At 67.0% G+C, this 14,089-nt stretch carries 8 protein-coding genes, 2 rRNA genes and 1 pseudogene; all 11 read left to right on the top strand.

Translation table 11 applies throughout. The features are described 5' to 3' along the window. The first annotated feature begins 274 nt into the window (after nt 1-274). Nucleotides 275-3,407 (top strand): 23S ribosomal RNA (locus C6Y44_RS14455). A 110-nt stretch (nt 3,408-3,517) separates the two neighbouring features. Continuing rightward, nucleotides 3,518-3,634 (top strand): 5S ribosomal RNA (gene rrf, locus C6Y44_RS14450). A 611-nt stretch (nt 3,635-4,245) separates the two neighbouring features. Continuing rightward, nucleotides 4,246-5,109: pseudogene (locus tag C6Y44_RS28520) on the top strand (tetratricopeptide repeat protein); the annotation flags it as partial. Further along, nucleotides 5,106-6,137, top strand: coding sequence for an HAD-IIA family hydrolase (locus C6Y44_RS14440; RefSeq protein ID WP_159418135.1), 1,032 nt, complete (start codon nt 5,106-5,108; stop codon nt 6,135-6,137). The pseudogene C6Y44_RS28520 and the gene C6Y44_RS14440, both read left to right, overlap by 4 nt. A 52-nt stretch (nt 6,138-6,189) precedes the next feature. Continuing rightward, nucleotides 6,190-6,420, top strand: a complete 231-nt coding sequence (locus C6Y44_RS14435) for a hypothetical protein (protein WP_120282992.1) — start codon at nt 6,190-6,192, stop codon at nt 6,418-6,420. A gap of 1 nt (nt 6,421) precedes the next feature. Next, a complete protein-coding gene (locus tag C6Y44_RS14430) occupies nt 6,422-7,246 on the top strand; it encodes a TlyA family RNA methyltransferase (protein WP_159418136.1) in 825 nt (274 codons plus the stop codon). Then, nucleotides 7,243-8,187 (top strand): NAD kinase, encoded by a 945-nt coding sequence (locus C6Y44_RS14425; protein ID WP_120282988.1) that lies wholly within the window; start codon nt 7,243-7,245, stop codon nt 8,185-8,187. The genes C6Y44_RS14430 and C6Y44_RS14425 overlap by 4 nt, the downstream gene beginning before the upstream one ends. Before the next feature lies 1 nt (nt 8,188). Beyond that, the gene (gene recN, locus C6Y44_RS14420; RefSeq protein ID WP_159418137.1) at nt 8,189-9,958 is read left to right on the top strand and encodes a DNA repair protein RecN; all 1,770 of its coding nucleotides are present in this window, start codon (nt 8,189-8,191) and stop codon (nt 9,956-9,958) included. Between the two features lie 83 nt (nt 9,959-10,041). Next, the gene (gene steA, locus C6Y44_RS14415) at nt 10,042-11,226 is read left to right on the top strand and encodes a putative cytokinetic ring protein SteA (protein WP_060653002.1); all 1,185 of its coding nucleotides are present in this window, start codon (nt 10,042-10,044) and stop codon (nt 11,224-11,226) included. Further along, complete coding sequence (locus C6Y44_RS14410) at nt 11,223-12,173, top strand: copper transporter (RefSeq protein WP_159418138.1); 951 nt, start codon at nt 11,223-11,225, stop codon at nt 12,171-12,173. The genes steA and C6Y44_RS14410 overlap by 4 nt, the downstream gene beginning before the upstream one ends. A gap of 159 nt (nt 12,174-12,332) precedes the next feature. Beyond that, on the top strand, nt 12,333-14,087 hold the full coding sequence (locus C6Y44_RS14405) for a CTP synthase (protein WP_159418139.1): 1,755 nt from the start codon (nt 12,333-12,335) through the stop codon (nt 14,085-14,087). The last annotated feature ends 2 nt before the right edge of the window (nt 14,088-14,089 follow it).

Genomic DNA, 14,089 nt, shown 5'->3' with positions numbered 1-14,089 from the left:
ACCAGCACAGTGGTGTTGGGGGAGCAGGCAGAGGCCGATTGTCCCCGATCGTGGGACACGGTTGCTCATGGGTGGAACGCTGACAATCGCTCTCCAGCACGGATTCTTCACAGGAAGAATTCGGGGAGCTATATCGGTGCACTGTTGGGTCCTGAGAGAACACGCGATGTGTTTGATCAGCGACGATGATCCGCGAAACAAGAAAATCAGTTTTCTTGCGGTAGGGGTTGTTGTGTGTTGTTTGAGAACTGCACAGTGGACGCGAGCATCTTTGTTGTAAGTGTTTATGAGCGTACGGTGGATGCCTTGGCACCAGGAGCCGATGAAGGACGTGGGAGGCTGCGATATGCCTCGGGGAGCTGTCAACCGAGCTGTGATCCGAGGATTTCCGAATGGGGAAACCCAGCACGAGTGATGTCGTGTTACCCGCATCTGAATATATAGGGTGTGTGGAGGGAACGTGGGGAAGTGAAACATCTCAGTACCCACAGGAAGAGAAAACAACATGTGATTCCGTGAGTAGTGGCGAGCGAAAGCGGATGAGGCTAAACCGAGTACATGTGATACCTGGCAGGGGTTGTGTATTCGGGGTTGTGGGGTTCGTTGTGTCGGCGCTGCCATGCCGGCCGACAGTGAGAAATCGTCGTGTTAGTCGAAGTGGTCTGGAACGGCCTGTCGTAGAGGGTGAGAATCCCGTAGACGAAAACACGGCGACTGTCGATGCGAATACCCGAGTAGCACCGGGCCCGTGAAATCCGGTGTGAATCTGTCGGGACCACCCGATAAGCCTGAATACTCCCTGGTGACCGATAGCGGACTAGTACCGTGAGGGAAAGGTGAAAAGTACCCCGGGAGGGGAGTGAAATAGTACCTGAAACCGTGCGCTTACAATCCGTCAGAGCCTTCGAGTGACTTGTCACTGGGGGTGATGGCGTGCCTTTTGAAGAATGAGCCTGCGAGTTAGTGGCATGTCGCGAGGTTAACCCGTGTGGGGTAGTCGTAGCGAAAGCGAGTCCGAATAGGGCGTGTGTAGTGGCATGTTCTAGACCCGAAGCGGAGTGATCTACCCATGGCCAGGGTGAAGCGATGGTAAGACGTCGTGGAGGCCCGAACCCACTTAGGTTGAAAACTGAGGGGATGAGTTGTGGGTAGGGGTGAAAGGCCAATCAAACTCCGTGATAGCTGGTTCTCCCCGAAATGCATTTAGGTGCAGCGTCGCGTGTTTCTCACCGGAGGTAGAGCTACTGGATGGTCTAGGGGGCCCACAAGCTTACCGAAATCAGCCAAACTCCGAATGCCGGTGAGTGAGAGCGCGGCAGTGAGACTGCGGGGGATAAGCTTCGTAGTCGAGAGGGAAACAGCCCAGATCGCCGGCTAAGGCCCCTAAGCGTGTACTAAGTGGAAAAGGATGTGGGATCGCTGAGACAACCAGGAGGTTGGCTTAGAAGCAGCCACCCTTGAAAGAGTGCGTAATAGCTCACTGGTCAAGTGGTTCTGCGCCGACAATGTAGCGGGGCTCAAGTACACCGCCGAAGCCGCGGCACTCACACAACACCCCGGAAGGGTTACGACTTTTCCGGCAGTGGTGTGGGTGGGTAGGGGAGCGTCGTGCAGCCGTAGAAGCGCCGGAGTGATCCAGGTGTGGAGGCTGCGCGAGTGAGAATGCAGGCATGAGTAGCGAAAGACGAGTGAGAAACTCGTCCGCCGGATGACCAAGGGTTCCTGGGCCAGGTTAATCCGCCCAGGGTGAGTCGGGACCTAAGGCGAGGCCGACAGGCGTAGTCGATGGACAACGGGTTGATATTCCCGTACCCGTGTATCCGCGCCCAATGGCGAATCAGTTGTGCTAACCGTCCAAAAGTCTCCACTGTTCCTTCGGGAACTGTGGGGATGGCTGCACGGGACCCTGATTGTAGTAGTCAAGCGATGGGGTGACGCAGGAAGGTAGCTGGGCCAGGTGATGGAATACCTGGTGTAAGCCGGTAGGGCGTGACATAGGCAAATCCGTGTCACATACAGCCTGAGAGGTGATGCGTACCCGTTGAGGGGAATTCAGTGATCCTATGCTGCCGAGAAAAGCCTCTAGTGAGTTGGTACACGGCCCGTACCCCAAACCGACACAGGTGGTCAGGTAGAGAATACCGAGGCGATCGAGAGAACTGTGGTTAAGGAACTCGGCAAAATGCCCCCGTAACTTCGGGAGAAGGGGGACCACGCTCGGTGACCGGACTTGCTCCGTGAGCTGGGGGTGGTCGCAGAGACCAGAGAGAAGCGACTGTTTACTAAAAACACAGGTCCGTGCGAAGTCGTAAGACGATGTATACGGACTGACGCCTGCCCGGTGCTGGAAGGTTAAGAGGACCGGTTAGCCATTTCGGTGGCGAAGCTGAGAATTTAAGCCCCAGTAAACGGCGGTGGTAACTATAACCATCCTAAGGTAGCGAAATTCCTTGTCGGGTAAGTTCCGACCTGCACGAATGGCGTAACGACTTCTCTGCTGTCTCGACCACAGACTCGGCGAAATTGCATTACGAGTAAAGATGCTCGTTACGCGCGGCAGGACGAAAAGACCCCGGGACCTTCACTATAGCTTGGTATTGGTGTTCGGTTCGGTTTGTGTAGGATAGGTGGGAGACTGTGAAGCTCATACGCCAGTATGGGTGGAGTCGTTGTTGAAATACCACTCTGATCGTATTGGACCTCTAACCTCGGACCATGATCTGGTTCAGGGACAGTGCCTGGTGGGTAGTTTAACTGGGGCGGTTGCCTCCCAAAATGTAACGGAGGCGCCCAAAGGTTCCCTCAGCCTGGTTGGCAATCAGGTGTCGAGTGCAAGTGCACAAGGGAGCTTGACTGTGAGACTGACAGGTCGAGCAGGGACGAAAGTCGGGACTAGTGATCCGGCACCGGCATGTGGAAGCGGTGTCGCTCAACGGATAAAAGGTACCCCGGGGATAACAGGCTGATCTTCCCCAAGAGTCCATATCGACGGGATGGTTTGGCACCTCGATGTCGGCTCGTCGCATCCTGGGGCTGGAGTAGGTCCCAAGGGTTGGGCTGTTCGCCCATTAAAGCGGCACGCGAGCTGGGTTTAGAACGTCGTGAGACAGTTCGGTCTCTATCCGCCGCGCGCGTTAGAAACTTGAGGAAGGCTGTCCCTAGTACGAGAGGACCGGGACGGACGAACCTCTGGTGTGCCAGTTGTCCCGCCAGGGGCATGGCTGGTTGGCTACGTTCGGAAGGGATAACCGCTGAAAGCATCTAAGCGGGAAGCCTGTTCCAAGATGAGGTTTCTCACCCCCTCGAGGGGGTAAGGCCCCCGGCAGACCACCGGGTTGATAGGCCGGAACTGGAAGCCCAGCAATGGGTGGAGGTGACCGGTACTAATAGGCCGAGGACTTACCACGAAGATGTTACGCGTCCACTGTGCGGTATCTGAAACAACACACACATCAGATATCGGGAATCCCCCTGCGGGAGAACCGAATCCGATGCGTGGAATATTGTTTCATAGAGTTACGGCGGCCATAGCGACAGGGAAACGCCCGGTCCCATTCCGAACCCGGAAGCTAAGCCTGTCTGCGCCGATGGTACTGCACTCGACAGGGTGTGGGAGAGTAGGACACCGCCGAACACCCGTTCCGAAAGGGGACCCACTCGTTTGGGTCCCCTTTCGCGTTTTCATGAGAGGATTTTTCTGTGTCCGACGGCAACGGTGAACGTCGGTCCTTCAGGAGTGGAGGATCCACTCCGTGGTCGGGCCGCAAGAACGAGCGCGAGGAACGCGCCGACGACAGCCGCGGCGAGCGCGCACCCCGCGACCGCGACGAGCGTGGACGCGGCGACGACCGCCGGCAGAGTGGCTACGGATCCGCCGGACGTCCGTCCGGACGCGACGACCGTCCGCAGCGCGGTGACGATCGACGCCCCCCGCGTGGCGACGACCGGCGACCCCAACGAAGTGACGACCAGCGTTCCCAGCGTGGCGACGACCGCCGTTCCTTCCAGGGCGGAGACCGCCGGGATCGCGGCCGCGACGACACTCGCTCCGGTCGCAGCGACCGTCCCTACCGCGAACGTTCCGGCGGCGACGACCGCCCCCGCCGCAGCGATGATCGGCCCCGCCACAGCGATGATCGTTCCAGCCGCGGCGACGACCGTGGTCGGCAGTACGGTGACCGTCCCCGTCAGGGTTCGGACCGTCCCCGCGGTGAGCGCACCTACGGTAACCGCGACGATCGTCGTGGTGGCGACCAGCGCGGAGGCAGTGACCAGCGGGGTGGTGGCGACCGGCGAGGCTATTCCGGCGACCGCCGTGACCCCCAGACCGGCGACCGTCGTGGCGAGGGAGCACCCCGTCGTCGTGGCGGTGAAGGTGGATTCGGTCCGGGCCGCGGGCGCGAAGGCATCGCGCCGCAGCGTCGCGACGCACGTCCGGACGAGCCGGACATCCCTGAGGACGTCGAGGCGTCCGAGCTCGACCCGACGATCCGCCGCGATCTGCTGAGCCTGGACAAGTCGAACGCGAACTCCGTCGCCCGGCATCTGGTGATGGCCGGTCGCCTGCTCGACGACGATCCCCGTGCCGCGCTCACCCATGCTCGCGCCGCACGCCAGCGCGCCGGCCGCATCGCGGTCGTCCGCGAGGCCGCCGGCATCACTGCCTACCACGCCGGTGAGTGGGCGGAGGCGCTGTCCGAACTCCGCGCAGCACGTCGCATGTCCGGTGGTACCGGACTGCTTGCCGTCATGGCCGACTGCGAACGCGGTCTCGGTCGCCCCGAGAAAGCGCTCGAACTGGGTCGGAGCGAGGAAGCTCGCAAGCTGACCGGCGACGAAGCAACAGAGCTGCGGATCGTCCTCGCCGGTGCCCGCATGGATCTCGGTCAGTACGACCAGGCCGTCGTCACCCTGCAGACGCCCGATCTCGATCCGGAGCGGACCGGTACACCGGCCGCCCGTCTCTTCTACGCCTACGCCGACGCTCTCGTCGCCGCCGGGCGGACCGAAGAAGGCCTGCAGTGGTTCCTGCATTCCGCAGGCGCCGACATCGAAGGCGTCACCGATGCCGAGGAGCGGGTGGAGGAGCTCACCGGAGAGGCGCCGTGACCGACGGCACCGACCTCTCCGGCAGTACGGCTTCCGGCGACAGCCTGCGTCGGATCTACGACGTCCTGCTGCTCGACCTCGACGGCACGGTCTACCGGGGCGCCGAACCCGTCCCGGGTGCTCGCGAAGCGCTGGCCACCGGTGACGACACCGTTCTGTACGTCACGAACAACGCGAGTCGCCGGCCCTCGGAAGTCGCGCTGCACCTGCGCGAACTCGGCTTCCCGGCCGACGACTCGTCGGTGGTGACGAGCTCGCAGTCCGCTGCGCGCCTGCTCGCCGAGCGGTTCCCGGCCGGTGCGCCGGTGCTCGTCGTCGGCACCGAGGCCCTGGCCGAGGAGGTGGCCGGTGTCGGCCTCACCCCGGTTCGGTCCGCGGACGCGCATCCGGTGGCGGTGGTGCAGGGGCATTCCCCGGACACCGGCTGGGCGATCCTGGCGGAGGCGACGCTCGCCGTCCGCGCAGGCGCCCTGTGGGTGGCCACCAACGTCGACTCGACCCTGCCGACCGAGCGCGGACTCGTCCTCGGCAACGGGTCGATGGTCGCGGCGGTGCGCAACGCCACCGGCGCGACCCCGATCGTGGCGGGCAAACCCGCAGCTCCGCTGCTCGAGGACGCGATCCGTCGCGGCGGTGCCCGTCGTCCTCTCGTCATCGGTGACCGGTTGGACACCGACATCGAAGGCGCCAACGCCGTCGGTGCGGATTCCCTGCTCGTGCTGACCGGGGTCAGCACCGTCGACGATCTGCTGCGGGCTCCGGCCGAGCAGCGCCCGACCTACGTCGCGGCCTCGCTCGCGAGCCTCGATGAGCCGGCCGACCGGCTTCGCGTCGCCCCGCACGACTCGTGGGAGGTCACGGTCGACGGAGGTGATCTTCACCTCGCCGCCGCGCAGTCGGCGGCCGATCCGATGGAGGCGTTGCGGGGTCTGCTCGACATCGCCTGGGCCAACCCCGGATTCGGGCAGGTTCGTCCGGTGGACGAGCGTGCGCGGTCCGTCGTGGACGCGTGGGCGGCGACGGTCTGATCCGCACCGGAGGGTGTGGCCCGGTCGCATCCATCGACTAGCGTGGACGGCGATGAGCACGCCGATTCCACGTCCGGGCGAACACCTTCCCGGCGCACGCCCCACCGTCGATCCCGCACACGTCCGCGAGGAGGTCGACGCGTTGCTGGCGCGTGTCCGCGAGGGCGCATCCGTCCCCGGTGCCGCAAGCACCGATCAGTCCGTGCTGCTCGAGCAGGCAGACCTGCTCGAACGAGCCCACGAGGTCCTCGTGCAGGCCTTGTCGACCGTGGACAAGATCTGACGTGGCACGCCGGGCACGCGTCGACGCGGAACTGGTACGGCGTGGTCTGGCGCGCTCACGCGAGCACGCCAGCGAACTGATCGCCGCAGGTCGGGTGCTGATCGCGGGCACGGTGGCCTCCAAGCCGGCGACCGCCGTCGAACCGAACACGCCGTTGATCGTCACCGAGGTGAGCGACGAGGTCTCCTGGGCGTCCCGCGGCGCTCACAAACTCCTCGGCGCCCTCGAGGCGTTCACGCCGCAGGGGCTGCAGGTGTCGGGGCGTCGCTGCCTCGACGCCGGCGCGTCGACCGGCGGTTTCACCGATGTGCTGCTGCACGAGGGTGCCGCGGAGGTCGTCGCGGTGGACGTCGGCTACGGCCAGCTGGTCTGGCGTCTGCAGTCCGACGAGCGTGTCCATGTGATCGATCGAACAAATGTGCGTAGCATCGACGCGGAGACGATCGGCGGGCGCGTCGACCTGGTGGTCGCGGATCTGTCGTTCATCTCGCTGAAGTTGGTGTTGCCGGCGTTCGTGGCCTGCGTCGCCCAGGGCGGCGACCTGCTGCCGATGGTCAAACCGCAGTTCGAGGTGGGCAAGGACCGGGTCGGCAGCGGCGGCGTGGTGCGCGACCCGGCGCTGCGCACCGAGGCGGTGCTCGACGTCGCGCGCGAAGCGCAGCGGCAGGGGCTGCGCACCCTCGGAGCGGTGGCGAGCCCGTTGCCCGGGCCGTCCGGGAACGTCGAGTACTTCCTGTGGCTGCGGGCCGGAGAGCCGGGACGGGAGGAACTCGACCCGGCGGTGATCGAACTGATCGAGCGTGCGGTTCAGGAAGGACCACAGTGAGCGAAGAGACCGCCGCGGCCGACGCGGTGCGATCGGGCCGGGAGATCCTGCTGGTCTCCCATTCGGGGCGCGACGAGATCGCCGGCACCGCGCTGCGGGTCGCGAAGATCCTCGGTGAGGCCGGCATCGGTCTGCGCACCCTCGACGACGAGTCGGTGAGCAACGGACTCGGCGTCCTCGCCCTGCCGGGCAGTTTCATCAGCGTCGTCGAACCGGGGCCGGAGGCGGCCGCCGGATGCGAGATGGTGATCGTCCTCGGCGGCGACGGCAGTTTCCTGCGGGCGGCCGAACTCGCGCAGTACTCGGCGGTGCCCGTCCTCGGTATCAACCTCGGCCGCATCGGTTTCCTCGCCGAGTCCGAGGCCGAACACCTCGAGGAAGCGCTCATGCAGGTGGTGCGCCGCGAGTACCGCGTCGAACAGCGCATGACCCTCGACGTGACGGTGCGCATGGACGACGAGGTCCTCGACCGCGGGTGGGCGCTCAACGAGGCGAGTCTCGAGAACAAGTCGCGGCTCGGGGTCCTCGAGGTGGTGCTCGAGGTCGACGGCCGTCCCGTCTCGTCGTTCGGCTGCGACGGAGTTCTCGTCGCAACCCCGACGGGTTCGACGGCCTACGCCTTCTCGGCCGGCGGACCGATCGTGTGGCCCGAACTCGAAGCGCTGCTGGTGATCCCGAGCAATGCACACGCTCTGTTCGCGCGCCCGCTGGTGACCAGCCCCGAGTCGATCATCGCCGTCGAGACCCTTGCGGGTGGCCACGACGGGGTGGTCTTCTGCGACGGTCGCCGCGTCATCGACGTCCCGGCCGGGGCCCGGCTCGAGGTGGTGCGAGGATGCGATCCGGTCCGGTGGGTGCGGCTGGATTCGGCGCCGTTCGCGGATCGGATGGTGCGCAAGTTCGAACTTCCGGTGAAGGGCTGGCGGGGAAGGAAACTCTGAGATGCTCGCAGAGATCCGGATCGACAACCTGGGTGTGATCTCCGAGGCGTACGCGCGCTTCCACGGGGGACTGACGGTGCTCACCGGCGAGACCGGTGCCGGCAAGACGATGGTCGTCACGAGCCTGCACCTGCTCTCCGGGGTGCGCGCCGACCCCTCCCGGGTGCGGGTCGGCGCCAGCCGCGCCGTGGTCGAAGGACGCTTCGAGATCGAACCGGCGCCCAGCCACATCGAACAGCAGATCGCCGAACTGCTCGAGTCCACCGGTGCCCAGCGCGACGAGGACGGCAGCATCATCGCCGTGCGCGCCGTGGGCAGCGACGGCCGCTCCCGCGCCCACCTCGGCGGACGCAGCGTGCCGGTGGGGGTGCTGTCCGAGTTCACCGGGCCGTTGCTGACCGTGCACGGCCAGAACGACCAGCTGCGGCTGCTGCGTCCCGACGAGCAGCGCGCCGCGCTCGACCGGTTCGGCGGCAAGACCGTCGCCGGTCTGCTCGACCGCTACCGCACCCGGCGGCGTCGCTGGCTCGAGGCCCGCGCCGAGCTGCAGGAACGCACCGAACGGTCGCGTGAGCTCGCGCAGGAGGCCGACCGCCTGCACTTCGGACTCGACGAGATCGACCGCGTCGCACCCGAACCGGGGGAGGACACCCGCATCGTCGACGAGGTGCGACGCCTGTCCGACCTCGACTCGCTGCGCGAGGCGGCCACCGTCGCGCACAACGCCCTCGCCGGCGACGACAGCGGCGACGCCGACGCGTACTCGGCGGCACTCGACCTGCTCGGCGAGGCCCGCGCCCGCCTCGAGGGCTGCGACGATCCCGCCCTGCGCGAGCTCGGCCCCCGCCTCGGCGAGGCGATCGCGGTGGTCACCGACGTCACCGGCGACATCTCCGGTTATCTGTCCGACCTGCCGTCCGACCCGAGCGCGCTCGAGACGCTGCTCAACCGGCAGGCGGAACTGAAGAACCTCACCCGGAAGTACGCCGCCGACATCGACGGCGTCCTCGAGTGGGCGCGCGAGGCCCGCGAACGCCTGTCCGGACTGGACGTCTCCGCGGAGGCGATCGACAAGCTCGCCGCCGAGGTCGACGCGGAGGCCGCCGCGACCGCGGAGGCCGCCACCGCCCTGTCGACGGCGCGGCACAAGGTCGCCGGCAAACTCGCGAGGGCCGTGAGCAAGGAACTGTCCGGCCTCGCGATGGGGCGCGCCGTGCTCGACGTGCACATCGCCGACCGCGCGGCGACCGCGAGCGACACCGCGCCACTGCAGGTCGGCGACCGGCTCCTGCACGCCGGCGAATCCGGGATCGACGAAGTGGAGTTCCGACTCGCCCCGCACAGCGACGCCCCGGCCCGCCTGCTCGCCCGCAGCGCGTCCGGCGGTGAGCTCTCCCGCGTCATGCTCGCCCTCGAAGTGGTGCTCGCCGGTTCCGAGCGCGGCGCGACGATGGTCTTCGACGAGGTCGACGCCGGGGTCGGCGGCCGCGCCGCCGTCGAGATCGGCCGGCGACTCGCGCGCCTGTCGCGCACCCACCAGGTCATCGTGGTCACGCACCTGCCGCAGGTCGCGGCGTTCGCCGACACCCATCTCGTCGTCGACAAGGTCGACGACCGCGCCGGGGTGATCAGCAGCGGGGTGCGCACCCTCAGCGAGGAGGAGAGGGTCACCGAACTGGCCCGCATGCTCGCCGGTCTCGACGACACCGAGACCGGGCGTGCGCACGCCGAGGAACTGCTGGCCGTCGCCCACGCCGAGCGCACCGGCTGACGTGCCCGGCGCCGGAGCGATGTTCACACGACTACCGGCGCGCCTCCACAACCTCACTCGTATACCGGCGCATCATCTCTTGCATGAAGATGCCGGCGCTGCTGTCCCGTAACAACGAAACGTTGCCCGGAGTGAGTGGCATTGCCCGGGTCGACAGGAACACCGCGAAACTGCTGCGCCGGATCGGTCCCGGTGACGTGGTCGTCCTCGATGCCATCGACCTCGACCGCGTCACCGCCGACGCGCTCGTCGAAGCGGGCGTCACCGCGGTGATCAACGCGTCCCCGTCGATCTCGGGCCGGTACCCGAATCTCGGTCCCGAGGTGATCGTCGCGCACGACATCGTGCTCGTCGACAACGTCGGCACCGAGGTCTTCAAGAAGATCAAGGACGGCGCGAAGGTCCGGGTGCACGAGGGCGGCGTGTACGCGGGGGAGAAGCTGCTCATCGAGGGGGACGAGCAGACCGACATCGAGATCTCCGACCGCATGATCGAGGCGCGGACCGGGCTCGTCGACCACCTCGAAGCGTTCTCGGGCAACACCATCGAGTTCATCCGCTCGGAGAGCCCGTTGCTCATCGACGGCGTCGGCATCCCCGACATCGATCTGGACCTGCGCGACCGGCACGTCGTCGTCGTCTCCGACGGCCCCGGGCACGTGCAGGACCTCAAGGATCTCAAGCCGTTCATCAAGGAGTACTCGCCGATCCTGGTGGGTGTCGGCCCCGGCGCGGACGCCCTCTCCAAGGCGGGCTATCGCCCCGACCTGATCGTCGGCGACCCCGACGAGATCGGCACCTCGACCCTCAAGTCCGGCGCCGAAGTGGTGCTGCCCGCGGACCCGGACGGCCACGCCCCGGGTCTCGAGCGGATCCAGGATCTCGGCATCGGCGCGATGACCTTCCCCGCCGTCGGCACCCCCACCGACCTGGCGCTGCTGCTCGTCGAGCATCACGGCGCGGCGCTGGTGGTGACCGTCGGCAGCACCGTCTCGCTCGACGAGTTCTTCGACCACGGTCGCCGCGACACCAATCCGTCGGCGGTGATGACCCGTCTGAAGGTCGGACCGAAACTCGTCGACGCGAAGGCCGTGGCCACCCTCTACCGCAGTCGCGTCTCGGGCGGCGTGATCGCCCTGCTCGTCTTCGCGGCCCTCATCGCCGTGATTGCCGCGCTCGCCGTGTCCAATCTCGGTGGCGACGTCGTCGAACTCGCCCGTCAGTGGTGGGACTCCGCCGTCGAGTGGATTCGGGGTCTGCGCGCGTGATCTCGATGCGCCATCACGTCGTCTCCCTGGTGGCGGTGTTCCTCGGTCTGGCGGTCGGGATCGTGCTCGGCTCCGGGTTGCTGGCAGACAGCGTCGTCTCCGGCCTGCGCGACGACAAGGCCGAGCTGCGCCGCGAGATCCAGGAGGCCGAGGACCACGGCAGCCGGCTCGAGGCCCAACTGCTCGCCGCCGACGGGTTCGACTCGACCATCGGCCCGCGGATCGTGCGCGACGAACTGCTCGACCGCACCGTCCTCCTCGTGACCACCCCGGACGCCGCCCCCGAGGACGTCGACGCCGTCGTCCGGTCCGTCGGTGACGCCGGCGGCCGGGTCACCGCGCGGATCGCGCTGACCGAGTCGTTCGTCGACGCCTCCGGCACCGACCAGCTCCGCACGACCGTCACCAACGTCGTGCCCGCCGGGGTGGAACTGCAGACCGGCGCCGTCGACCCGGGCAGCCTCGCCGGGGATCTGCTCGGCGCGGTGCTGCTCGTCGATCCGGGAACCGGACAGCCGCGCAGCACCCCCGAGGAACGCGCCCTCGCTCTGACCACGCTGCGCAGCGGTGGTTTCATCACCTACGAGGACGGTCAGGTCGAACCGGCCCAGAGCGCCCTCGTCGTCACCGGCGACCACAGCGGAAACGCCGAACGCGCCGGCAACCGCGGGTCGCTCGTCGCGCGCTTCGCCGGGGTCGTCGACGGCCGCGGCGCCGGCGCGGTGCTCGCCGGCCGCACGGGGGCGGCGGAGGGCAACGGACCGATCGCCGTCGTACGGGCCGACGCCGCACTCGCCGCGGGCCTGTCCACGGTCGACAACCTCGACCGCGAATCGGGGCGCCTGACGACGGTTCTGGCGCTGCGCGAGCAGTACGACGGGGGCACCGGACGGTACGGGACGGGGCCGAGCGCCACCGCCGTCACCGTCGGCTCCCCGGCCCGCTGAGCGTCGCCGCCTGTGACGTCGATTGCACCGGGGGTCCGCAATCGCGAGTCGGGTACGCGCCCGCCCACGGAGGTGTTACCGTGAAGTTCCGTGGGTCGGCAGGCCCCAGCTGTATCGCATCAGTCCAAAAGTCCTGCACCTGACGTCACGGGAGCTTCTTTGCCACAGTCACGCCACTCGCGTACCCCTACCAAGCACATCTTCGTCAGCGGGGGCGTCGCGTCCTCTCTCGGCAAGGGGCTCACAGCGTCGAGCCTGGGCACTCTGCTCACCGCACGCGGCATGCGCGTGACGATGCAGAAGCTCGACCCGTACCTCAATGTCGACCCCGGCACGATGAATCCGTTCCAGCACGGTGAGGTCTTCGTCACCGAGGACGGCGCCGAGACCGACCTCGACGTGGGCCACTACGAGCGCTTCCTCGACCGCGACCTGTCCGCCGACGCGAACGTCACCACCGGCCAGGTGTACTCCACTGTCATCGCCAAGGAACGTCGCGGCGAATATCTCGGCGACACCGTGCAGGTCATCCCGCACATCACCGACGAGATCAAGCGCCGCATCCTCGCGATGGCCGCACCCGACGCCGAGGGCCAGACCCCGGACGTGGTGATCACCGAGATCGGTGGCACCGTCGGCGACATCGAGTCGCAGCCCTTCCTCGAGGCCGCCCGCCAGGTCCGCCACGAGGTCGGCCGCGACAACTGCTTCTTCCTGCACGTCTCGCTCGTGCCCTATCTCGGGCCGTCCGGTGAGCTGAAGACCAAGCCCACCCAGCACTCGGTGGCCGCACTGCGCAACATCGGTATCCAGCCCGACGCGCTCGTGCTGCGCTGCGACCGCGACGTGCCGGCCTCGCTCAAGGCGAAGATCTCGCTGATGTGCGACGTCGACGTCGCCGGCTGCATCTCCTGCCCCGACGCGCCGAGCATCTACGACATCCCGAAGGTGCTGCACAGCGAGGGACTCGACGCCTACGTCGTGCGCCAGCTCGGCCTGCCCTTCCGGGACGTCGACTGGACGGTGTGGGGCAACCTGCTCGAGCGGGTCCACAACCCCCGCGAGACCGTCGAGGTCGCGCTCGTCGGCAAGTACATCGACCTGCCCGATGCCTACCTGTCGGTCACCGAGGCGCTGCGCGCCGGCGGTTTCGCACACCACGCGAAGGTCAAGATCCGCTGGGTCGCCTCCGACGAGTGCGAGACCGAGGCCGGTGCCGAGAAGCACCTCGGCGACGTCGACGCCGTCCTGATCCCCGGCGGCTTCGGCATCCGCGGCATCGAGGGCAAGCTCGGCGCCATCCGTTTCGCCCGCACCCGCCGGATCCCGCTGCTCGGCCTGTGCCTGGGCCTGCAGTGCGTCGTCATCGAGGCTGCCCGGTCGGTCGGCATCGAGGACGCCTCGTCCACCGAGTTCGATCCCGACACCACCGCCCCGGTGATCTCCACGATGGCGGACCAGGAACAGGCGGTCGCCGGTGAGGCCGATCTCGGCGGCACCATGCGTCTCGGCGCCTACCCGGCCGCGCTGAAGAAGGGCTCGGTCGTGGCCAGGGCCTACGGCAGCGAGCAGGTCTCCGAACGGCACCGGCACCGCTACGAGGTCAACAACGCCTACCGCGACAAGATCGCCAAGTCCGGTCTGGTGTTCTCCGGCACCTCCCCGGACGGGCGACTCGTCGAGTTCGTCGAGTACCCGGCCGAGCAGCATCCGTTCTTCGTCGCCACCCAGGCGCACCCGGAACTCAAGAGCCGACCCACCCGCCCGCACCCGCTGTTCTCCGGACTCGTCGCCGCTGCACTGCAGTACAAGGCGGCCGAACGGCTCCCCGTCGACATCCACGGCGAGGACAGCACCTCCGAGGAATCGGTCGGTTCGACCGCGTCGACGTCCACCGCCGGCGACGCCGAGTAGTC

The organism is Rhodococcus rhodochrous (genome assembly GCF_014854695.1).
GTDB lineage: Bacteria > Actinomycetota > Actinomycetes > Mycobacteriales > Mycobacteriaceae > Rhodococcus.
The sequence above is the reverse complement of the archived record's forward strand: the minus strand, read 5'-3'. Positions and strand labels throughout refer to the sequence as shown.

Coding starts and splice junctions, on each gene's coding strand:
- recN (WP_159418137.1), top strand. CDS start 8,189: ATGCTCGCAGAGATCCGGATCGACAACCTGGGTGTGATCTCCGAGGCG.
- C6Y44_RS14435 (WP_120282992.1), top strand. CDS start 6,190: ATGAGCACGCCGATTCCACGTCCGGGCGAACACCTTCCCGGCGCACGC.
- steA (WP_060653002.1), top strand. CDS start 10,042: ATGAAGATGCCGGCGCTGCTGTCCCGTAACAACGAAACGTTGCCCGGA.